Raw genomic sequence first — 23090 nt, 5'->3', positions numbered from 1 at the left:
CATTTTCTAACTTCAGCAGTTCTGTTTGGGAGTCCAGCAGGGCCTGTGCTTTAAGTCTGGCATCATCCGCATAGCGGGAGTTCAGCCCGAAAAGTTCTTGGCCTGACTTCTTGATTTCATGGCGGGAAGCACCTTCCAGGAGCCGGTTAAAGGCCCACCGCATACAGGCACAAAAGAGACGCATCTCCGTAGTCAGCTGGTCTTCTTCGCCCCGGCTCCATTTCGAAGACCGGTGAGCCGGGTAAATCTCCGGAAAAAACTCCCCGCACACAGTTATGCTAAATTTGTTCTTCTCGTGTTTCTCTGGCATTCCTGATCAGCTCCCCGAAACCCTGCCGGACTTTGCTGCCTCACCAATGGATAATAGTTCCATTTTTTTATTGTAGCAAAACAGTTAAATACAATCAATTATAGTCTAGTTTTCTGAAGCTGCTGCTTACCTCCTCAGTGTTTGAAATGCCGCACTCCCGTTAGTACCATTACCAGGCCCAACCGGTCAGCCGCTGCGATTACTTCCTCATCCCTGAGGGCCCCACCGGTCTGAATGATAGCACTGATTCCGGCCCGGGCTGCCAGTTCCACCGTGTCGGGGAAGGGGAAGAAAGCATCTGAAGCCAGGACCGCCCCGGCTGCCTTTTCGCCGGCCTGTTCCAGGGCAATGCGGGCCGCACCCACCCGGTTCATCTGACCAGCTCCGACTCCCAGGGTAACGCCCCCTTTGGTAACCACGATAGCATTGGATTTAACATGCTTGACCACTCGCCAGGCAAACAGCATTTCCTCGATTTGCTCCGGTGTGGGCTGTTTCTGGCTCACTACCCGCAGATCAGCAGCAGTTATTTCTCTTGTATCAGCTTCCTGGACCAGGAGACCGCTGCCTACTACCCGCAGGTCATAGGGAAATACGGTGGCATTCCCGGCAGGCATAACCAGTAAGCGCAGGTTGGATTTGGCTGCCAGGATGGTTTTGGCCTCTTCACTAAAGGCAGGGGCAGCAATCACTTCCAGAAAGATTTCCGTCAGCTCTCTGGCCGTTTCTCCATCCACTTCCCGGTTAAGGGCAACTATCCCGCCAAAAGCGGAAACCGGGTCAGCCTGCAGGGCCTTGCGGTAGGCAGTGGCAATATCTTCGGCAATAGCTGCTCCGCAAGGATTGTTGTGTTTAACAATCACCGCCGCCGGCTGGGTAAATTCCTGGACCAGATTCCAGGCCGCCTGGGTGTCCAGCAGGTTATTGAAGGACAGTTCCTTGCCCTGCAGCTGTTCCGCCCCGGCTACTCCGGAGGCAGCATAGCCGGGCAGGCGATAAAAGGCTGCCTGCTGCTGGGGATTTTCGCCATAACGTAGCGTCTGCACCTTGTTGCCGGCCAGAATCAAGTCTTCTGTCAGCAATCCCGGCCGTTCCCCGGCCTGGCCGAACAGATACTGGCTGATCATGGCATCATACTGGGCCGTATGGCAATATGCTTCCGCTGCTAGCTGGCGGCGCATAACCAAAGGCACTTCCCCTTCTTCCCGCAAATAGTTAAGGACCTGGGAATAGCGCTGGGGATTGACTACAATCACCACGCTCTCGTGGTTTTTGGCGGCAGCCCGTACCATGGCCGGGCCCCCGATATCGATATTCTCGATGGCTTCCTCCAGAGTCACTCCCGGCTTGCTGATGGTTTGCCGGAAGGGATAGAGGTTAACAGCCACCAGATCAATAGTCCCGATTCCCTGTTCGGCCAGCTGGGCCAGGTGTTCCGGCGTGCGCCGGGCCAGGATGCCCCCATGGATTTTGGGGTGCAGGGTTTTTACCCGTCCATCCAGAATCTCAGGAAAACCGGTAATTTCACTGACATAGGTTACGGGAATTCCCGCTTCCTTGATGGTCTTATAAGTACCTCCGGTGGAAACCAGTTCCCAGCCCAGTTCTACCAGACCCCGAGCCAGTTCCGTCACCCCGGTTTTATCAGAAACGCTGATCAGCGCTCGTTTCATCAGAAAGCCTCCTTTCTGTCCTGCAGCTCAATCTGTACCCGCCGCCCTACTATCTTTACTCTGCCTTCGGCAATCAAATTGACTGTCCGGGGCAGAAGTTTATGTTCCTCAGCCAGAATCCGGGCCGCCAGCTCAGCTGCCGTATCCCCTTCCTCCACCGGCACGGCTGCCTGCAGGATGATGGGCCCGCTATCCAGCCCCTCATCAACGAAATGCACCGTGCATCCACTGATTTTTACCCCGTATTCCCAGGCCTGGCGCTGGGCCTCCAGCCCGGGAAAAGCGGGCAACAACGAAGGATGGATATTGATAATCCGCTCCGGGTAGGCTGCCAGCAGCACCGGTCCCACCAGGCGCAAATAACCAGCCAGCACTACCAGTTCCACTCCATTTTCCTTTAGCAGCCGGCAGATTTCCTGTTCATAGGCTGCTTTATCCGGATAAGCCCTGGGATCAACATGATAGGCAGGCACTCCGGCGGCCCTGGCTCGTTCTAAAGCCAGGGCCCCCGCCTTGTCGCTGATCACTACCGCCACTTCTGCTTTCAGTTCTCCCCGGCCCCGGGCATCCAGCAATGCCTGCAAATTTGAGCCCCGCCCGGAAACCAGCACTCCCAGTTTTAGCATCTCACACCACCTGCACTCCGGCCCCGGCTACCACCCGGCCGATGGTATAGACCTTTTCCCCGGCAGCCGTCAAACGGTCAGCGATGGCAGGCGCTTCCTCAGCCGCGACGATAGCCACCATGCCAATCCCCAGATTAAAGGTACGGGCCATTTCCTCTTTGGCTATATGCCCCAGCTTCTCAATCAAATCAAAAATCGGTGGAATCGGCCAGCTGCCGGCGGTTAACTCCACCCCCAGACCCGGCGGCAATACCCGCGGGATATTTTCCAGCAGTCCCCCGCCGGTAATATGGGCCAGGGCAGCGATGCGCCCTTCCTGAACCAGGGGCAGGAGGGAACGTACATAAATACGGGTAGGTTTCAGCAACTCCTCCCCTACAGTACAACCCAGTTCCGGCAGGTAGAGGTCAAGGTTCAGTCCGGCCCGCTCCAGCAAGACTTTACGGGCCAGGGAATAGCCATTGGAATGGAGACCGTGAGAAGCCAGGCCCAGCACCGTCATGCCTTCCCGCACCCGGGAGCCGTCGAGAATTTTCTCCTTATCCACCACTCCCACAGCAAAACCGGCCACATCATATTCTCCCGGCGGGTAAAAACCGGGCATTTCCGCCGTTTCGCCCCCGATGAGCGCACAGCCTGCCTCCCGGCAGCCTTCGGCAATGCCGCCAACAATAGCGGCTACCTGTTCCGGATCCAGTTTACCCACTGCCAGGTAGTCAAGGAAAAAGAGGGGTTCTGCCCCCTGAACCAGGATATCATTGACACACATGGCCACACAGTCGATGCCAATGGTGTCATGTTTATCCATCAGCATGGCCACCCGCAGCTTGGTCCCTACCCCATCAGTGCCGCTGACCAGCACCGGCTGCCGGTATTTGCTGATATCCAGGGCAAACAGCCCACCAAAGCCGCCGATATCTGTCAAGACTTCCGGTCGCATGGTTTTCCTGACTTTTTCCTTAATCAGTTCTACGGCGCGATTGCCGGCATCAATATCTACGCCGGCTTCTTTATAGGTCAAGCCTTTCAACAGCAAGACCCCCCTTTTTCCAGAATGTGTTTCCCCGCTTCCGGCGGGATGGGGACGGGATATTGACCATTAAAACAGGCGGTACAGAAGCCCTGATTGACATCAGCCTGAAATACAGCCAGCAGGCCTTCCAGGCTGAGATAATGCAGGCTATCCACCCCGATATACTGGGCTATCTCTTCCACACTTTTCTGGGCAGCGATCAGTTCACTCCGTTCCGAAGTATCGATACCATAGTAACAGGGATGCAAAATGGGCGGACTGCTAATCAGTAAGTGAATTTCTTTCGCCCCCGCTTCCCGCAGCATTTTGACAATGCGGCGACTGGTCGTGCCCCGTACAATGGAGTCATCCACCAGCACCAGGCGCTTATCTTTCACTACCGAAATAATAGGATTGAGTTTTAACCGCACCGCCAGCTCCCTTAAGGCCTGAGATGGCTGGATAAAAGTGCGGCCAATGTAGCGGTTTTTCATCAGCCCTTCTTCAAAGGGCAGGCCCAGCTCTTCGGCATAGCCTCGCGCTGCTGCCGTGCCGGAATCAGGCACAGAAATGACCACATCTACATCCCGGGGAGCCTCCCGGGCCAGCTGCCGCCCCATCTGGCGCCGGCACCAGTTGACCCCGAAGCCATCAATGCGGCTGTCGGGCCGGGCAAAATAGATATATTCGAAAATGCAGGTCTGCTTCTGAGGCGGTAAAGCCTGGCGGGAATGCAGGCCATTTTCATCGATTACCACCACTTCCCCCGGCTCAACATCCCGCAGGAAAGTAGCTCCCACCGTATCCAGTGCACAGCTTTCGGAAGCAATCACATAGCCATCCCCTAGCCGCCCCAGACAGAGGGGACGGATGCCATGGGGATCCCGCACTCCCAGCAATTTATCCTGGGTCATGATCACCAGGGAATAGGAGCCTTTGAGGTCAATCATGGTTTTATGGACAGCATCCTCTATCCCGCCCTGGCTATGCCGGGCCAGCAGGTTGATAATCACTTCCGTGTCAATGGTGGACTGAAAGAGAGACCCGCGGGCGGTAAGATTCTTCCTTAATTCATAGGCATTGACCAGGTTGCCATTGTGGGCTACTGCCAGCATTCCCTTGGCATAGCGAAAAACCAGGGGCTGGGCATTAATGGGCGAACTGGCTCCTGTGGTAGAATAACGGACATGACCACAGGCAATATACCCTTTCAGGCTTTGTAAATCTTTATCCTGAAATACAGCTGGCACCAGGCCCATGCCTTTATGGAGGCGGATTTCCTTACCGTCAGCCACAGCAATTCCGGCGCTCTCCTGTCCCCGGTGCTGGAGGGCATAGAGGCCATAATAGGTGATCTGGGCTACTTCGCCACCAGGCAAATAAATCCCAAATACACCGCATTCGTCTTTTATTTCCCCCGCCATGGTTTCTCCCCCTAATTATTAGTTGCCGGTCAACCGGCGATACACTTCCTGATAGGCTTCCTCCACTCCGCCCAGATCACGACGGAAGCGGTCTTTGTCCAGTTTTTCCCTGGTCTCTGCATCCCAGAAACGGCAGGTATCAGGGGAAATTTCATCAGCCAGAATGATTTTACCATCTACCCGGCCAAATTCCAGTTTGAAGTCCACCAGGATGATTTCTTTGTCGCGGAGATATTCCTGTAAAATAGCGTTGATTTTCAGGCCCATTTCTTCCATGTAGAGCATTTCTTCCCGGGTTGCCAGCCCCAGAGCCAGAGCATGATAGTAGTTAATCAGGGGATCTCCCAGCTCATCATTTTTGTAATATAGCTCTACAACGGGTTGCTGCATGGCAGTTCCTTCCTCCAGGCCCAGCCGCTTGGCCAGGGAGCCGGCAGCGATATTGCGCACTACTACTTCCAGAGGTACGATTTCAACTTTTTTAACGATCTGCTCATTATCACTGACCAGCTGGACAAAGTGACTTTCAATCCCCTTCTGGGCCAGCAGCTGGAAAAAGTAAGCAGAAATCTTGTTATTCAGCTCCCCTTTACCACTAATGGTCCCCTTCTTTAAGCCATTGAAAGCAGTAGCATCATCCTTGTACTCAATCCAGACCAGACCGGGCTGATCAGTAGCATAGATTTTTTTGGCCTTGCCCTCGTATAAGAATTCGCCTTTTTGCATCTGCCTTCCTCCTAACTTGTTAATTTTATAAGCCGAAACGAGCAAAGATGGTATCCACCTGGGCCAGGTGGTAATTGAAGTTGAACAGCCCCCGGATTTCCTCCTCATTCAAATGAGCGGTAATTTCCCGGTCAGCCAGGACCAGGTCCAGGAAAGGCTGTTTAGTCTCCCAGGCTTGAAGGGCATTACGCTGCACCAGAGCATAGGCCGCTTCCCGGGTCAAGCCCTTATCCACCAGGGCCAGCAGCACCCGCTGGGAAAAGACCAGGCCATGGGTCTTATTGATATTAGCCAGCATGTTTTCCGGGTAGACCAGCAAGTTTTTCATCACTCCGATGAATTTGTGCAACATATAATTGAGAGCAATGGTGCTGTCAGGAATAATCACCCGTTCCACCGAGGAATGGGTAATGTCCCGTTCATGCCAGAGCGCCTGGTTTTCCAGGGCCGCCAGAGCATTGGCCCGCACCACCCGGGCCAGGCCGGCAATACGCTCACAGGTAATGGGATTGCGCTTATGAGGCATGGCCGAAGAGCCCTTCTGGCCTTTCTGGAAGAATTCTTCCACTTCCAGAATATCAGTCCGTTGCAGGTTCCTGATTTCAGTGGCGAATTTATCCAGGCTGCCCGCAATCACAGCCAGGGTGGTCATGAAGGCTGCATGGCGGTCCCGCTGGATAATCTGGGTAGAAACTTTCGCCGGTCTTAAGCCCAATTTACGGCAGGCGATTTCCTCCACCCGTGGATCGATATTGGCATAGGTGCCTACTGCCCCTGAAATCATGCCAGTAGAGATATCCTCTAATGCTGCCTGGAGCCTGGTCAGATTGCGCTCTGTTTCCGCCGCCCACAACAGCATTTTCAGGCCAAAGGTAATGGGTTCAGCATGAATGCCATGAGTGCGCCCAATCATGGGGGTATAGCGATACTCCTGCGCCTTTTCCAGCAATATCTGGTAAAGTTCCCGCAGCTGGCCCAGGAGGATTTCCCCGGCTTCTTTCATCTGCAGGGCCAAGGCCGTATCCAGCACATCGGAAGAAGTCATACCCAGGTGGATAAAACGGCTGGCTTCACCCACCCGCTCAGCCACACAGGTCAAAAAAGCGATTACGTCATGATTGGTTACCTGTTCAATCTCATGGATGCGTTCTACACTGAAATCAGCTTTGGCCTTGATTTCCGCTACTGCGTCAGCCGGAATCATGCCCAGCTCTGCCATAGCTTCACAGGCAGCTATTTCCACCTGTAACCATTTGCGATACTTGTTTTCTTCTGACCAGATTCTCCCCATTTCCGGCAAGGTGTAACGCTCAATCATCCTCTTCTCAGCACTCCTTTGCTAAAAATAATCCCAGGCAGACCAAACCCTCGTTTTATGGCGAGGACCTGGCTGCCTGGGTCAGGGACGAGTTGAAAATTCCGGGGCGGTCCTCTTTAGCCCTGCTGTTTTTGGGCCAGATAACCGTCAATGCCCAATTGCTGCAGTTTGTCCGCCTTTGCCTGTACTTCCTCAGCCAGCTTCCGGCGGTACTCCACCAGTTTGGCCTGCAATTCCGGTCTGGTTGATGCCAGGATTTGGACAGCCAGCAATCCTGCATTCTTTGCTCCATTGATAGCTACAGTAGCGACCGGAATGCCACTGGGCATCTGCACTATAGCGTACAGCGCGTCAATACCATTGAGGGCCCCAGCTTTTATTGGTACACCAATTACCGGCAATGGTGTCACTGCAGCCACCACTCCGGGCAGATGGGCAGCTACTCCGGCACCGGCAATGATCACCTCCAGGCCCCGTTCCACTGCCCCTTTAGCCCACTCAATGGTCACCTCCGGGGCCCGATGGGCGGAAGAGATCTTGACTTCATACTCTACTCCAAATTGATCCAGCACTTTGGCCGCTTCAGCCATGATCGGCAAGTCAGAGTCACTGCCCATGATGATTCCAACCAGTTTTGCCATCAACTCATCCCTCCTGGATTTTTTCCTTATTCCGCTCCGATGAAAACGTAACGGCTTAACACCAGAGCGGTGAGAATCCACATTAGCCAGTGCACTTCCTTAGTCCGGCCGGTAACCACCTTCAGCACAGTGTAGAAAACGATACCAGCCGAAATCCCATTGGCGATATTATAGGTAAAGGGCATTACCGTCATAGTTAAGAAAGCAGGCATGCTTTCAGTGAAATCATCAAAATCGATTTCTTTAATGGCAGAAGCCATTAGCAAGCCTACAATAATCAGGGCCGGAGCTGTAGCAGCATCGGGAATCAGCTTAAAGAAAGGAGCCAGGAAGAGGGCAGCCAGAAACAGTACCCCGGTGGTAACAGCAGTCAAGCCGGTGCGTCCACCTTCCCCAATCCCGGCTGCGCTTTCAATATAAGCAGTAACAGTACTGGTACCCATCAGAGCACCGAAACTGACCCCCAGGGCATCCACCAGCATGGCCCGGCCGATATAAGGATTGTTGCCGGTCTCATCCAGCAAGCCAGCCCGGCCAGCAGTACCCACCAGGGTACCAAAGGTATCAAACAATTCCACGAAGGTAAAGGTCAGCACTACAGCAATCAGACCATGTTCCAGGGCTCCCATGATATCCAGTTTACCTACCGCCAGGTTACTCAACTTGGGCAGGGCATACTGGAATTTGTCAATCGGAGTAACACCCATCGGAATCCCAATTAAAGTGGTTAAGATAATCCCCCAGAGCAGGGAGCCTTTTACTCGCCGGGCCATGAGAATCCCGGTAATGGCCAGGCCAATCAGGGCCAGCAAGGGTTCGGCATGGGTCAGGTTGCCCAGCTTCAGATCCCATTCAAAGAAGAGCAGGGAACCGGCAATACCATTAGTTTTATTCAAAGTCTCCAGGGTAGGAGGAATAACATGCAAACCTGCGACCAGCAAATGCGAAGTCTTAAAACCGATAATAGTAATAAAGAGACCGATCCCGACAGTAATGGCTTTTTTCAGGGAATTGGGTACGGCAACCACCAGCAACTGCCGGATATTGGTGACGGTCAGGATTAGAAAGATAATACCGGAAATGAAAACTGCCCCCAGAGCTGCCTGCCAGGTAAATTCTCCGCCTTTAGCCGCCACTACGGCAAAGTAGGCATTCAGGCCCATGCCCGGAGCCAGAGCGATGGGGAAGTTGACAAACAGACCCATAGCGATAGTTACAATCCCTGCTGCCACACAGGTAGCGAAGAAAACCGCATCATAGTCCATCCCGGTGGTAGAAAGGATACCGGGGTTAACCGCCAGTATGTAGGCCATGGTCATAAAAGTAGTCAAACCGGCAATGATTTCCGTACCAACAGTGGTGTTGCGTTCCCGCAATTTGAACAGTTTCTCTAGCATCTCTACGCCTCCTAGCATCCATGGTAGTGAGTTTAATCAGCCATAGTTTCTCCTAACCGTAAAATCTCTACTACTTTTCACCTCCAAAAGAAAATTGGCCCGGACAGGCAGACTTCTTCCGCGAAAAAATACGAGAAGAAACCTACCCGTCCGGGCTTTTGTCCCATCGGTGTAGCGGGTAAAAAATACCCACCTGTGCCACTCGGTCACAGACCCGGCCATAAAACCGGCGGAACCCTAGGCACACTTTCTCTCGTAGTCAGATGATTTACGGTCATCTGGTAGAGACGCCGAAGCCATATTCTTCGGCTTATACGAGATGCTATTTGGCTGTCCACTACCTATGTTACCAGGTCTGGCCACTGCTGTCAAGGAGCAAAACCGAACGTTTAACATTATCTTAACAATGACGTTCGGATATTACCGGAAATAAGCTACCCCAGCGGCAAAGATTTTCTGGTCAAATTCCCCGGGCACATTCCGGTAGAGATGGGGGCCAATCCGCTCCGAATGCCCCATTTTGCCCAGTACCCTGCCATCAGGGCTGGTAATACCTTCAATGGCCTCGATGGAGCCATTGGGGTTGAACTGCAGGTCATAGGTGGGCTTACCCTCCAGGTCCACATACTGAGTGGCAATCTGCCCCCGTCGGGCCAGTTCAGCCACCAGTTCCGGTGCGGCTACAAACCGCCCTTCCCCATGGGAGACTGCTACGGTATGAATATCCCCTACCTCTACCAGACTCAACCAGGGGGACAGGTTAGAAGCCACCCGGGTACGCACCAGTTTGGAGACATGGCGCCCCAGGGTATTAAAGGTTAGGGTCGGAGAATCATCGCTCAAATCCCGGATTTCACCAAAGGGCACCAGTCCCAGTTTGATCAGGGCCTGAAAACCATTACAGATTCCCAGCATCAAGCCATCCCGCTGATATAAAAGCTCCATTACCGCATCCCTGACCCGGGGGTTACGGAAGGCGGTGGCGATGAATTTGCCGGAGCCATCGGGTTCATCCCCGCCGCTAAAGCCTCCTGGCAACATGATAATCTGGGCCCGCTTAATCCCTGCCACCAGGGCCGCCAGGGATTCCTCGATAGCCGCCGGGGTCAGGTTGCGGATAACCAGAGTTTCCACAATTCCACCCGCAGCAGTAAAGGCCCGGGCTGTGTCATATTCGCAGTTGGTGCCGGGGAAAACCGGCATCAGAATGCGGGGACGGGCGATTTTAACCGTACTCTGTCGCCGCTGTTCCTGCCAGTAGCTAAAAATTTTCGGCGGCTCTTCCTGCGTCTTAACCCGGGTGGGAAATACCCCTTCCAGGGGTTCTGTCCAGGCCCGGTATGCCTCTTCCAGGTCTATCTCTATACCATTAACCTTGATTACTTTTTCCGCCAGGGTCTGGCCCAGGAGCTGCCAGTCCAGTCCTGCCAGAACCCGTTCCAAATCCAGCCCTGCCTCCACTTCCAGGACCAGGAAACCATAAAGAGGGGCGAAAAGTTCCTTCCCATCAAATATATTTGCAAAGGCAAAACCTATCCGATTGCCGAACGCCATTTTACTAATCACTGCCGCCAGCCCGCCCAGGCGTACCGAATGGGCAGCCAGCACCCGGCCCTGGCTGATTATTTCGTGTATACGGCTGAAGTTTTGCTGTAATTGCTGAAAATCGGGGATTTCCCGTTCATCCCGCCGGGCCCGAACCAGCACCACCCGACTTCCTGCCTGCTTGAACTCTGGCGATATAACCTGGCGTACATCCACCGGTGCCACGGCAAAAGCTACCAGGGTCGGTGGCACATTCAGATCCTTGAAAGTGCCGGACATGCTATCCTTACCGCCAATGGCAGCAATCCCCAGCCGTTTTTGGGCCAGATAGGCCCCTAGCAAGGCACTAAAAGGCTTGCCCCACTTTTGCCGGTCCTTGCCCAGCTTCTCAAAATACTCCTGCAGGGTGAGGCGCACCCGGCGATAATCCCCACCCATAGCCACTATTTTGGTCACTGCCTCCACCACAGCATAGAGGGCACCATGGAATGGGCTCCATTTGGCCAGTTGAGGATTATAACCAAAGGTCATCAGGGTCCCGGTGACCGTTTCCCCTTCCAGTACAGGAATCTTAGCCGCCATACCCTCGGCCGGGGTATCCTGATAAATCCCTCCTAGCGGCATCAGCACGGTTCCGGCACCAATAGTGCTGTCAAATCGTTCGACCAATCCCTTCTGGCTGCAGACATTGAGGTCCTGTAAATTGGCCAGCCAGGCCTGCTGTAAATCCCCGGCTTTCGCCACCGCTGCCGGTACAGCAGCAAAGTAGTTTTCCTCTGCTTTCGGTGCGATTACCGTCACCTGAGTGGTCTGTTTCACCCCATTGGTGTTGAGAAAATCCCGGCTGATATCGACGATGGTCTGGCCCCGCCAGTGCATGCGCAAACGCCGTTCAGCGGTAACCCGGGCCACCGGTGTAGCTTCCAGGTTTTCCTCTGCTGCCAGCTGAATAAACTGCTCTACATCAGCAGCGGCTACCACTACTGCCATCCGCTCCTGGGATTCAGAAATAGCCAGTTCTGTCCCATCCAATCCCTCATATTTTTTCGGGATGGCATCCAGATTAATATCCAGCCCATCGGCCAGTTCCCCGATAGCTACCGACACCCCACCGGCGCCAAAGTCATTGCATTTCTTGATCAGGCAGCTTACTTCCGGCTTGCGGAAGAGCCGCTGGATTTTGCGCTCCTCCGGCGGGTTGCCCTTTTGTACTTCCGCCCCACAGCTAAAGAGGGATTCTTCGGTATGTTCCTTGGAGGAACCGGTCGCACCGCCACAGCCATCCCGCCCAGTGCGGCCTCCCAGCAAAATTATGACATCTCCGGGCTGGGGCCGCTGCCGCACCACATTGGTTCGCGGTGCCGCCCCGATCACTGCCCCGATTTCCATACGCTTGGCGATATAGCCCTGGTCATAGATTTCCGCTACCTGGCCGGTAGCCAGGCCGATCTGGTTACCATAAGAGCTGTAACCGGCTGCCGCCCCGGTAGTAATTTTCCTCTGCGGCAACTTGCCGGGCAAAGTATCCTCCACCCGGGCCCGCGGGTCACCACTGCCCGTTACTCGCATCGCCTGGTAGACATAGGAACGGCCGGAGAGAGGGTCCCGAATCGCCCCGCCCAGACAGGTAGCCGCCCCCCCGAAGGGCTCGATTTCAGTGGGATGGTTATGGGTTTCGTTTTTGAACATCACCAGCCATTCTTCCGTTCGACCATCGATCTCCACCGGCACAATTATACTGCAAGCATTGATTTCCTCCGACTCATCCAGGTCCGGCAGTTTCCCCAGCTGACGCAGTTCCTTCATGCCCATGACGGCGATATCCATCAGGCAGATATCCCGTTCTTCCTCACCATAAACCAGGGTGCGGGCCCGCAGATATTCCTGATAGGCCTCCTTTACCGGCTCAGTCAAGGGTGCCGCCTCAATCTCCACCTCATTAATCCGGGTCAGGAAGGTAGTATGCCGGCAATGATCAGACCAGTAGGTATCCAGCACCCGCAGTTCGGTAATGGTGGGATTGCGCCCTTCTGTATCCCGGAAATATGTTTGGCAAAAGGCCAGATCCTCCAGCCCCATAGCCAGGCCCAGCCGGGCATGGAGTTCAGCCAGTTCTGGCTCCTTCATGTCGATAAAGCCCTGAATAACCGCCACCTCCGGCGGTTCCGCCATTTCCAGCTCCAGACTGACAGGCTTGTCCAGTGCCGCCTCCCTGGCTTCCACCGGGTTAATGCAATAGTCCTTGATTTTGGCCAGTTCTTCCTCGGTGATATCTCCCTGTAAAACAATCAGCTTGGCAGAGCGTACCAGGGGCCGTTCTTTCTGGGTAAGAATTTGCAGGCATTGTCCGGCGGAATCAGCCCGCTGGTCATATTGCCCGGGCAAATATTCGATGGCAAACACCCGCTCCCGGGGGTCCAGGGGTAATACCTCATCATATGCCACATCCACAGGGGGTTCGGAGAATATGGTGTCCCGGGCCAGCCTGTATTCTTCCTCACTGATACCAGCCACATCATAGCGGTTGATAATACGCAGTCCGGTTAAACCCTTGATGCCCAGATTTTCCTTTAAGTCTTCATATAGATGCCGGGCCTCCACGGCAAACTCCGGCTTTTTTTCAACATAAATCCTGCGCACTGGCACCATTAATACCTTCCCCCTCGGCTTTTCTTTGCTTTTATTATATCATAGCCGCATTCATAATAGTAGTTAATATATCTAATGTTATTTATAAGCATGACTGAATTATATGTGTGCGCAACTTATATCATTTTTTGTACATAAAAGAACCTCAAGAAAGCAAAAATCACTCTCTTGAGGTTAATTTTAAAATAAAATAGTACTGGGCTCAGAGCCTTTTCAGGAGCAAATTGTCTCATCCCCTGATGGGTGTCGCCTGACTTATTGGCTTCAGATACCCTTAATCCCCCCATACCGGGTATAGCTGGCATCTGCAAATAGGGTTTTTCTAGGCTTAATAACTGTCTAAACCCAATTTAGCTGCGGCCGCCCCGGCCTACAACCCATGTTGTGTTTACCTGCTTATAAAACTACACTTAACCACAAATCCAAACTCTCTTCAACACAACTAGCCACAAGGCTAATAAAATCCCTGTAATCCCCGGAAATATGAGCATTATCAAGGGAATCATAGTATTCTGCCCGCCGTTCTTTCTTAATAATTACTGGCGGATAACTCGCTTTCATCAACTCAAAATTTAACAAAAGCCTTGCTGTTCTGCCATTTCCATCCACAAAGGGATGGATTTTAACAAACTCGCCATGTAATAGAGCCGCCCTTTCAATTGGATGGAGGTTACGCCACTCCCCCTGATACTGTTTTATCAGGTTTTCCATCTGCTCTTTTACAAGAAAATGCTGAGGCGGTCGATGTTTAGCCCCACTGATTATCACATTTTCTTTCCTATACACCCCGGCATTAGCATCATCAATATTCTTTAATACAAGCCGGTGAATATTCTTAATCTCCCACTCAGTCAGGGGAGCATCCTTATCTACTAACTCCTCCAGATATAAAATAGCATCTTTATGGTTGATAACCTCCAAATGTTCTTTCAAGGACTTGCCCCCAATAGTTATCCCTTCCAGGACCACCTTGGTTTCATAAATAGTCAGGGTATTTCCTTCGATGGCATTAGAATTATAGGTCCATTCTACCAGAATATGCTCCCGTAAAGATTTTACAGTACTGGCTGGCAACGGCCGTTTAGCGTCAAGCATTCTCTTTTTTTGCTCAATCAGCGCAAAGTTCATCTTTACCACCCCATCTTTATTATATCGCCAAATAGTTGCTAAGAAAAATTATCTAATGATACAATAAAGCAAAAACTATCACAGGAGCGGTAAGATGAACATCAGCTTTGAACTCTATAAAGTTTTCTACCATGTAGCCAAAAGCCTGAGCTTCTCTGCCGCAGCCCGGGAACTGTTCATTTCCCAGTCAGCCGTCAGTCAGAATATCAAGGCTCTGGAAGAGCAGCTGGGTTGCTCTCTCTTCTCCCGCCATACCAAGCAAGTCCGCTTAACCAGAGAGGGCGAAGTCCTTTTCCAGCATATCGAGCAGGCATACCTGGCCATCAAAACCGCTGAGCGCACCCTGGATGAAATGCGCACCCTGGCTCGGGGCGAATTGCGACTGGGAGCTACCGACACTATTTGTAAGCATTTCTTGCTTCATCCCTTTCAACACTTTAGCCAGCTCTATCCCCAGCTCAAACTCCGGGTCACCAACACCACTTCCCCGGGCTGTCTGGATTTATTAAGCCGGGGACTGGTGGATCTGGCGGTCATCCACCTCCCGGCAAAAGAACTGCCTGCAAACCTGCAGGCAGTCCCTTTGCAAGAATTGAATTATGGCTTTATCGCCGGCCCCCAGTACCGGCAACTGCAGGGCCAAACCCTGACCCTTGAAGAAATCGTAACTTATCCATTGCTGTTACTGGAGAAAGCCACTACCACCAGAAACTTGCTGGATCAGCTTCTGGCTGCTCACAATCTCAGCGTTCAACCCGAAATCGAATCCGGCAGCATTGACTTGCTGGTTGAATTGACCAAAATCGGGCTGGGCCTCACCTTCCTGCCTTTAGCCTATGTGCAGGCAGAACTGGCCAGCGGTCAGGTCTTTCTCCTACCGCTGGAACTGGAACTGCCCCGGCGTCATCTGGGGGTAGTTACCCGTTCCGATTTTCCTTTACCCCTGGCTGCTGGCAAATTCATGGAGTTACTGATTTTTGCTGCTGCCGATACTGAGCCCGCAGAGCAACTGCCGACTTAATTTCATTCTCTTTCCCTCCTGCTTTGTTTTTGTACAAAGCAGATTATATGCTGTTTCTGTGGCAGTTCTGTGAAAACTAGGTGGCAGATTGATGAAAATCCAGCTCAAACCAGAAATTCACCCCATCGGGCAAATTCTCGGCGCCGTACCCATTCTGGTGCAATTCCATAATCGCCCTCACTACGGCCAGACCCAGCCCGGTACCACCATAGGCTCTGGTACGGGCTTTGTCTACTTTATAAAAACTGGTCCAGATTTTTTCCAGAGCCTCGGCCGGAATAGACTGGCCGCTGTTGAACACTTCGACCCGAACCTTTTCCCCCCGCCGCCTGGCCTTGATTCTAAGCTGCTTGCGCTGGTCCAGATGGTTTATCGCATTATTCAAATAGTTAATCACGACCTGCTCAATCCGACCAACATCCCCCAGTACCGGCAAAGCTCCGGGTATGTCCAGCCCAATATCTACGCCCTGTTCATTCAATAGGGGCCGGAATTTTTCCACAATCTGCCTTAGCAGTTCCGCCAGGTCAAACTCCGTCTTCTCCAGTTGCAAATAGCCTGACTCGATCTGGGATAAATCCAGCAGGTCCCTCACCAGCCGGTTCATTTTGCCGGCCTCATCTATAATCACATCACAGTAGAAATTTCTGCTTTCCTCATCCTCATTGACATTTAGTTTCAACCCTTCTGCGTAACCCTGAATCAAGGCAATAGGAGTCTTTAATTCATGGGAAACATTGGAGATAAACTCCTTCCGCATTTGATCAATCCGGCGTTCCCGCTCAATGTCCTCCCGCAGCTGGTTGATAGCCCTATCCAGTTGTTCAGACATAGAATTAATGCTCTCCCCCAGCTGCCCGATCTCGTCATCAGTCTGCCCGCGATATTTCTGGCTAAAATCCAGCCGGGCCATATGCTGGGCCAGTTCATTCAGCTCCAGAATCGGCCTGGTAAACCGCCGGGCGAAGATATATGCTCCCAGTCCCCCCAGGACTATTGTGATCAGACCCGTGAACAGGAAAAAGCGATTGGCAACTGCAGTGCTTTCATCAATAGCCGCAACAGGCAGGCTCAATACCAGCAGCTCCCCTGTTTTTAACCGCCCTGTCAGCAGGAGAAAATTGGTCTTCAGCCGCGGGTCCTCCACCACTTCCAGCCGATACTCCCCCTGGGGACGTTGCCACAGATCTGACCGCAAAACATGCATCCAGAGGGTCATCTCCATGCCTTTTCGACCGGGGCCACCCATACCAAAAAGACGCATCGCAGGATTATACTTTAACTCCATCCCCGGACCGATAATATAAACATTTAGTCCTTGATTTCTCTCCAGTTTTTCCAGTTGCAATCCAATAGTTTCAAGATCCCCCTGGTAGTTCTCGTTAAGCATCTCCAGACTCTCGATCAGAATGTTTTTCTTTTGCCAGAGATAATATTCATTTAAATAAAGATTGTTTAACAGCAGAGAAAACCCGACAAAAAAGGCCACCAGCCCACTCCCTGCCAGAAATAGTTTGGTGCGTATAGATAATCTCATTTTTTCACCTCAAATCTGTAACCAACCCCCCGTACCGTCTGAATTAATTCGCTTTTCTCCCCCAGTTTCAGTCTGAGTCGCTTGATATGGGTATCCACCGTACGGGTATCGCCAAAGTAATCATAATTCCATACCGCATTTAAAATCTGATCCCTGTTCAAAGCCCGGCCGGCATTATCTGCCAGATAGAGCAAAAGATCAAACTCCTTGGGTGTTAGTTCAATCCGTTCCCCGTTCACATAAACATTACGCCCCGGTTCATCGATTTCCAGCCCGTCATAATTTCTTATCGCCACTTGCCGGTTTTCCAGGCGGCGAAGCAGGGCCTGGATTCTTGCTGCCAGTATCTTTAAGCTAAAAGGCTTGGCGATATATTCATCTGCTCCCAGATCAAAACCAAAAAGCTCATCCTCCTCTTCTCCCCGCGCCGTTAACATGATAATCGGGACCCTGGAAGTCTTTCTGATCTCCCGGCAGACAGCCCAGCCATCATATTCCGGCATCATTACATCCAGTATAACTAAATCCGGATGTTCCCGCTGAAAAATCTCCAGTGCCTGGCGACCATCTGCTGCTTCCCGCACAGCATAGCCTTCTTTTTTCAGAAAATCTCCTACCAGTTTGCGCATTCTCATTTCATCATCGACCACGAGAATTTTTTTCTCAGCCATAGCCTCACCCTCCGACCCAGGATGCTAATTTCAGTATAACGAAAGAATATGGCGATTGTGTGAACAAAAAAGCTGTCCGCCTCTCGCAGACAGCCTGTTTCCTTTCCTTATAACTTTCTTCCCAGCTCAAAAGCCCGGGCCAGTACCCTCTGGTTGCGCTCCCAGGCCTGGCGGGCCTGTTCCTCCCCAATTGGTATCCCGGATCGCCTGGCTAATTCCAGCAGTTCCGCTACACTCATGGCAATAGCCCCCTGGCTGGTAACCGAAGTAGCCACCAGGGCTTCTATAAACCCGCCATTGGTATGCTTTTCCATCATCCGTCGCAGCAGTTTTTCCGCATCTTCGGCACATTCAGGATGAGGTGCGCCAGCTGTGAATACCAGCAATACATTGCGCTGTTTCGGCACCATGCGGCTAAAAGTCTGGAACTTCTTTTCCCGGGGATCAAAAACCCGTCGGGTTAATACCCCCATCAAACGATCCAGCAACGTTTTTAGTTGCCCGGTCATGTAATTTCCATAAATGGGAGTACCGATAATAATGCCATCAGCAGCCTCTATTTTATCCCGAATCAGGCGGACATCATCCTCCAGTTTGCATACCCCTGCCGGCCGGCATTCATAGCAACCCTGACAGGAGGTAAACCGCAAATCATCCACAAAAAATTTTTCCGTTTCCGCTCCACAGTCTCTAGCCCCGGCCAGAGCCTGCTCAATGATCAAGTCGGTATTACCCCCTTTGCGGTAACTGCCCACCAGTGCCAGCACTTGCCGTTTCTGCCCTTCCATGCGGTCTCCTCCCATATTTTTAGCTCAGCTGCTTCAAGATGTTTTCAGCGGCATTCCAGCCTTCGCCTACACAGTTGCCGATACCTACTCCACGATAAGAACCGCCTACGATCTGCAACCCCTGATACTGGGCCGTTTTTTCCTCCAGGGCCTTAATCCGCTCCAGATGGCCCAGCACATACTGAGGCATGCCTTTAACCCAGCGGTACACCCGGGTAAGCACCGGCTCTGCCGTCAAGCCCATAATCTCCCGCAATTCGGCGCGAACCATACTGATCATGCGCTCGTCATCCAGCAAGACCAGCTCCTGACTGGCTGGCCCGCCCACAAAAGCCCGCAGGAGAACATATTCCTCTCCCGGGGTTCGATGCCCATACCATTTGGTCGAGCTATAGGTAGCCGCCATGATTTTACGCCCTTCCACCCTGGGAATGACAAAACCAAAGGAGTTCAGATCCTGTTTTACATCCCCTTTCCGGTAAGCCAGAGAGACAGTAGCCGAAGAAACAAAGGGTATACCCTGTAAGAGCTGACTGATTTCCCGATCCAGTTCAGCAGTCAGTTCTGCCGCTGCATTGGCCGGTGTGGCCAGGATAATAGCATCGGCGATTACCGGCTCTTTGTCTGCCAGTTCCACGAGATACTTTCCGTCAGCCTGACGCTTTATCCCTTTTACTTCCTGGCCCAGCCAGATTTTGGCCGGGTCCAGTTTGCTGGCAACAGCCTCTACCAGTTGTCCCATGCCCTCCTTGAAAGACATGAAATAGGTTTTTTCAATTTTACCATTGGCCAGATACTGTACCGGCGCTTTATGCCTTCGGGCTGCCAGCATGGCTTTAATCAAGCTACCATATTTCTTTTCCATATCAAGGAAACGGGGAAAACTGGCCTTTAAGCTCATTTTCTCCGGATCCCCAGCATGAATGCCCCCAATGAGGGGTTCAGCAATTTTCTCCAGTGCTTCCCGCCCCAACCTGCGGGTAACAAAACTGGCCAGACTCTCATCTTCATCACTCTGGCGCGGTGGAATAAACAGATCCATCCCCATGCGGATTTTTCCCGGCCAGGAAATGAGGGAGCTCAGCGCAAAAGGAAGGATTTTGGTCGGCACCATCAACATCAAGCCTTCCGGCAGCTTGTGCAGTCTGCCTCCGGAAAAGACATAAGTCCCTTTGCTGGCCTCATGGCTGGGCAAGAGCTGTTCCTCTATTCCCAGTTCGGCACTGAGCTGGGCCACCTGAGGCTTTTCCGAAAGAAAACAGTCGGGCCCTCCTTCAATAACAAAGCCATCAACCTTATCTGTGGCAATTTTGCCTCCCAGGCGCTTCTCCCGCTCGATCAGGAGATAGTCCACCTGGCCCTGTCCCTTTTTCCCCAGAGTGTAGGCAGCCGCTAAACCCGTGATGCCGCCACCGATAATGACCACTTTTTTCATCTTTTCATCACCTCTGTTACAACCTCCGCCAGGGCTGAAATAAATAACGGCAAATCATTGACTGCCCGGGCCCGCCGGAAATTCAGCCCCAGGGATCTGGCATGATTGGCCTGCTCGATATCTATGTCATACAGTGTCTCAATATGGTCAGCCGCAAAACCGATGGGAATCAGCAGGACATCCTTTTTACCCTTCGCCGCCAGCTGCTCCAGCACTTCCTCCACTTCCGGGCCCAGCCATTCCCCCTGCCCGCCCCCTTTGCTCTGGTAGGCCAGGGTCCAGGGATTGGCCGGAAAATGAGCAGCCAGAGCCCGGGCTGTTACTTCCACCTGCTCCTGATAGGGGTCAGCCTCCGACCCGCTTACATAGGAGACAGGCAAGCTGTGGGCACTGAAAATCAATTCTACTTCTTCCGGCCGCTCAAAGTCCTGTAGCTGTTCCCTTCCCCTCGCAGCCAGAGCCGCGATAAACAGGGGATGGTCATACCAGGCCGGTGCCGGAATCACCGGACAGGAAAACTGCTCCTTTAGCCTGTCCACTTCAGCCAGATAGGCTCCAGTGGTTATCCGCGAATAATGGGGCGAGATGCTGAGAGCGATAACCTGCCCGGCCCCTGCTGCAATCAGTTCCTTCAAGCCCTCTTCTATATATGGAGCCGAATTGCTCATTCCTACCGCTACCTTCCAGCTTCCTCCCAGCTGGTTCAGTCTGGCTTCCAGGGCGGCCGCCTGGGCCCTGGTAATCTCCAGCAGGGGAGACTTTCCTCCAATTTGCCGATAACGGGCCTGTACTTTGGTGATCACCGGCGGCGGCGGTTTTCGCCCTTTCATCAACCGGGTCATAAAAGCCTCGACCCCTTCTGGCCCTTCTGGCCCGCCAAAACCCAGCAACAGCACCCCGTTGAGCTGCTCTCCCATTTACTTCACTCCTTACCGGCGACTGTGTTTGTGCACTGCTTCCACCAGAGCAATCACATGTTCTACCGGGGTATCTTTGTGGATGCCATGGCCCAGGTTAAAAATATGTCCCGGCCGATTGCCAACCCGGGCCAGAATATCCTTAACCCTTTCCTCAATTACCCGGGGCGGTGCAAACAACATCATGGGATCCAGATTGCCCTGAACAGCTACATCATCGCCCAGGCGACGAATGGCATCATCGATATTGATGCGCCAGTCCAGGCCGATGACATCTCCACCGGCTTCTTTCACCAGTTCCAGCATGCTGGAGGCATTATTGGCAAAATGGATCACGGGCACGCCACTATCCTTCAGGCCGTCCAGCACCTTTTTGGAATAAGGCAGCACATACTGACGATAATCTTCGGGAGACAGAGCCCCTACCCAGGAGTCAAACAGCTGCACCGCCTGGGCCCCGGCAGCAATCTGGGCCTTGAGATAACGCAAAATTACCTCGGCAATCTTGTCCATCAGAGCATGCCAAACCTCGGGGGCCTGCCACATCATCTTCTTGCACTCAATATAATTTTTAGAGCCGCCTCCCTCGATAATATAGCTAGCCAGGGTAAAGGGCGCACCGGAAAAACCGATCAGAGGAACTTTATCTGCCAGTTCCCGCCGTAAGATACGGATGGCTTCCATGACATAGGGAGTAGCCTCTTCCGCCTCAATGACCCGGATGGCATCCACATCCGCCCTGGTTCGGACCGGGTTATGAATTACCGGGCCCTCGTTTTTGGCAAACTCCAGTTGAATCCCCATGCCTTCCAAAGGCAAAAGAATATCGGCAAAGAGGATGGCAGCATCCACCCCCAGTTTGTTCACCGGTTGCAAAGTAACTTCAGCGGCAATTTCCGGAATCTTGCACATTTCCAGGAAAGAATACTTGCTTCTAATCGCCATATATTCGGCCATGTAACGGCCCGCCTGGCGCATCAGCCAAACAGGAGTATAATCCACCGGCTCCCGTCGACATGCTTTGAGAAAGGTGTCATTCATGTATGTACTGCCTCCTTGTCCTCAGTTTCACATACTTTTTACTATTCAACGAGAAAGAAGAAAATCCTTTTTTATCTTACCCTATTTTCGCTAATTAACAAAATACCCTCCGTTAAACGGAGGGATAGCATTTACTCCCACTCTGTGATTAAGTCTTTTTCAGTATTTTCTACCCTTGATTTTACTGCATTTCACGTCATTATTATTTCTATTTTCAATGAAAAAAACAGGCTTCAGAAAATATTAGTACGTTTTTAGTACGGTTATTTTCATTCATTGTTTGTATTTTCTATAGTGTCAATAATATCATTTTATGAGTTTGCTTAAATCCATTTTAGCATATATAACCCTGTGAATCTCAACAACCTGTTCTTTGACCACATAGAACACTAAATAGTTTTTTACAGGTAATACTCTATATTCATTTTCAAGGGATTTTTCAGGATAATATACCCTGCATGAATACGGAAACTGTGCAAGCCTTGATATAGAAGTATCCAATGCATCAATTAAATCCATAGCTGCCTTTGGTGCTTTTAACTCATCTGCAATATAAGATACAATATTAGATAAATCTCTACTTGCCAAAGGCAGGTATCTAATTTCATACTTCATCAGATTCCACCTTATCCACAATTCTTGCCCTTAATTCTTCAAATACTTCTTTATGGGAATATCTCTTATCAGTTGTTTTGGCTTCCAGTTCCGCTTCCTTCAGCTTAAAGTAAATTTCACTTTCAAACAGTTTCCGTTCGTAAGCTTCCATGCTCATTACAACCATATCCCCATAACCATTCTTGGTCAAAAATACAGGTTCTTGAGTTTCATGAACAATCCTTGATATATCTGCAAAATTATTTCTCAAATCCGATACTGGTCTAATATGTGGCATACAATTATCACCCCTTTATTAGTTTAGCATAATTTTATCATAATTATGCTAAAACATCAATAAAGCTGTAAATGTTATTTTTCCTCATTAAGTTGTTCTAATGGCTTTATATTAAACGGGTCAGTTAAATCCTTGCCTTCAAACTTTTCCAAGAATTCCAGTAAGGCAGTTCTTCTTACTTTCATGCTTCCAAGTTTTAAAGCTGGTAGTAAACCTGCCTTAATTAAACTGTAAATGTACAGTAGCGTTGCATAAAATTTTTTAGAATTTGTCAAGCTGGGAATTAATTCGATTTAACACAAAATAGGCCGAATTATGCGTTTTTTAGCTGAGAAATAT

19 protein-coding genes, 1 pseudogene and 1 riboswitch are annotated in these 23090 nt (G+C 51.6%); of the genes and pseudogenes, 1 reads left to right on the top strand and 19 read right to left on the bottom strand.

Features of this window, described 5'->3' with window-relative positions; genetic code table 11:
• The 11 genes and pseudogenes from JDF658_RS14640 to JDF658_RS13165 all read right to left on the bottom strand — a co-directional run.
• Positions 1-310: pseudogene (locus tag JDF658_RS14640) on the bottom strand (IS200/IS605 family accessory protein TnpB-related protein); the annotation flags it as partial.
• Positions 311-444: 134 nt separating this feature from the next.
• A complete protein-coding gene (gene purH / locus JDF658_RS13210; protein ID WP_079907982.1) occupies positions 445-1986 on the bottom strand; it encodes a bifunctional phosphoribosylaminoimidazolecarboxamide formyltransferase/IMP cyclohydrolase in 1542 nt (513 codons plus the stop codon).
• Positions 1983-2609 (bottom strand): phosphoribosylglycinamide formyltransferase, encoded by a 627-nt coding sequence (gene purN, locus JDF658_RS13205; RefSeq protein WP_079907980.1) that lies wholly within the window; start codon positions 2607-2609, stop codon positions 1983-1985. The genes purH and purN overlap by 4 nt, the downstream gene beginning before the upstream one ends.
• A gap of 1 nt (position 2610) precedes the next feature.
• Positions 2611-3639 (bottom strand): phosphoribosylformylglycinamidine cyclo-ligase, encoded by a 1029-nt coding sequence (purM, locus tag JDF658_RS13200; RefSeq protein WP_143312019.1) that lies wholly within the window; start codon positions 3637-3639, stop codon positions 2611-2613.
• Entirely contained in the window at positions 3636-5045 is a 1410-nt protein-coding gene (purF, locus tag JDF658_RS13195; RefSeq protein ID WP_078665657.1) for an amidophosphoribosyltransferase, read from the bottom strand. The genes purM and purF overlap by 4 nt, the downstream gene beginning before the upstream one ends.
• Before the next feature lie 18 nt (positions 5046-5063).
• Positions 5064-5771 (bottom strand): phosphoribosylaminoimidazolesuccinocarboxamide synthase, encoded by a 708-nt coding sequence (gene purC, locus JDF658_RS13190; RefSeq protein WP_078665656.1) that lies wholly within the window; start codon positions 5769-5771, stop codon positions 5064-5066.
• Between the two features lie 25 nt (positions 5772-5796).
• Entirely contained in the window at positions 5797-7089 is a 1293-nt protein-coding gene (gene purB, locus JDF658_RS13185) for an adenylosuccinate lyase (RefSeq protein WP_079907977.1), read from the bottom strand.
• A gap of 116 nt (positions 7090-7205) precedes the next feature.
• Entirely contained in the window at positions 7206-7730 is a 525-nt protein-coding gene (gene purE, locus JDF658_RS13180) for a 5-(carboxyamino)imidazole ribonucleotide mutase (RefSeq protein WP_078665654.1), read from the bottom strand.
• A gap of 26 nt (positions 7731-7756) precedes the next feature.
• Positions 7757-9127, bottom strand: a complete 1371-nt coding sequence (locus tag JDF658_RS13175) for an NCS2 family permease (protein ID WP_078665653.1) — start codon at positions 9125-9127, stop codon at positions 7757-7759.
• A 236-nt stretch (positions 9128-9363) separates the two neighbouring features.
• A riboswitch (purine riboswitch) is annotated at positions 9364-9465 on the bottom strand.
• An 82-nt stretch (positions 9466-9547) separates the two neighbouring features.
• The gene (locus tag JDF658_RS13170; RefSeq protein ID WP_079907976.1) at positions 9548-13321 is read right to left on the bottom strand and encodes a phosphoribosylformylglycinamidine synthase; all 3774 of its coding nucleotides are present in this window, start codon (positions 13319-13321) and stop codon (positions 9548-9550) included.
• Between the two features lie 396 nt (positions 13322-13717).
• Positions 13718-14449 carry a Fic family protein gene (locus tag JDF658_RS13165; protein ID WP_078665651.1) on the bottom strand — a complete coding sequence of 244 codons (732 nt, stop codon included), beginning with the start codon at positions 14447-14449 and terminating at the stop codon, positions 13718-13720.
• Positions 14450-14543: 94 nt separating this feature from the next.
• Here JDF658_RS13165 and JDF658_RS13160 point away from each other — a divergent pair, with 94 nt between their 5' ends.
• Positions 14544-15470 (top strand): LysR family transcriptional regulator, encoded by a 927-nt coding sequence (locus JDF658_RS13160; protein WP_079907974.1) that lies wholly within the window; start codon positions 14544-14546, stop codon positions 15468-15470.
• A gap of 76 nt (positions 15471-15546) precedes the next feature.
• Here JDF658_RS13160 and JDF658_RS13155 read toward each other — a convergent pair whose 3' ends face one another.
• From JDF658_RS13155 to JDF658_RS13120, 8 genes are all read right to left on the bottom strand, one after another.
• The gene (locus JDF658_RS13155) at positions 15547-17007 is read right to left on the bottom strand and encodes a cell wall metabolism sensor histidine kinase WalK (protein WP_078665649.1); all 1461 of its coding nucleotides are present in this window, start codon (positions 17005-17007) and stop codon (positions 15547-15549) included.
• Positions 17004-17678, bottom strand: a complete 675-nt coding sequence (locus JDF658_RS13150) for a response regulator transcription factor (RefSeq protein WP_079907973.1) — start codon at positions 17676-17678, stop codon at positions 17004-17006. Before JDF658_RS13150 ends, JDF658_RS13155 begins: the two co-directional genes overlap by 4 nt.
• Positions 17679-17785: 107 nt before the next feature.
• On the bottom strand, positions 17786-18466 hold the full coding sequence (locus tag JDF658_RS13145) for a flavodoxin family protein (RefSeq protein WP_159446645.1): 681 nt from the start codon (positions 18464-18466) through the stop codon (positions 17786-17788).
• Positions 18467-18485: 19 nt separating this feature from the next.
• The gene (gene hemG, locus JDF658_RS13140) at positions 18486-19901 is read right to left on the bottom strand and encodes a protoporphyrinogen oxidase (protein ID WP_079907970.1); all 1416 of its coding nucleotides are present in this window, start codon (positions 19899-19901) and stop codon (positions 18486-18488) included.
• Positions 19898-20818 carry a ferrochelatase gene (gene hemH, locus JDF658_RS13135; RefSeq protein ID WP_079907968.1) on the bottom strand — a complete coding sequence of 307 codons (921 nt, stop codon included), beginning with the start codon at positions 20816-20818 and terminating at the stop codon, positions 19898-19900. The genes hemG and hemH overlap by 4 nt, the downstream gene beginning before the upstream one ends.
• A gap of 12 nt (positions 20819-20830) precedes the next feature.
• Positions 20831-21859, bottom strand: a complete 1029-nt coding sequence (gene hemE, locus JDF658_RS13130) for a uroporphyrinogen decarboxylase (protein ID WP_078665644.1) — start codon at positions 21857-21859, stop codon at positions 20831-20833.
• A gap of 306 nt (positions 21860-22165) precedes the next feature.
• Positions 22166-22474: a type II toxin-antitoxin system RelE/ParE family toxin gene (locus JDF658_RS13125; protein WP_079907966.1), complete on the bottom strand. Its 309-nt coding sequence runs from the start codon at positions 22472-22474 to the stop codon at positions 22166-22168.
• Positions 22464-22751 (bottom strand): type II toxin-antitoxin system Phd/YefM family antitoxin, encoded by a 288-nt coding sequence (locus JDF658_RS13120; protein WP_079907965.1) that lies wholly within the window; start codon positions 22749-22751, stop codon positions 22464-22466. Before JDF658_RS13120 ends, JDF658_RS13125 begins: the two co-directional genes overlap by 11 nt.
• Between the last annotated feature and the right edge of the window lie 339 nt (positions 22752-23090).

Origin of the sequence: Carboxydocella sp. JDF658 (genome assembly GCF_002049395.1) — a bacterium.
GTDB lineage: Bacteria > Bacillota.
Note: the sequence above shows the minus strand (reverse complement) of the source record. Positions and strands in the feature narration are given on the sequence as shown.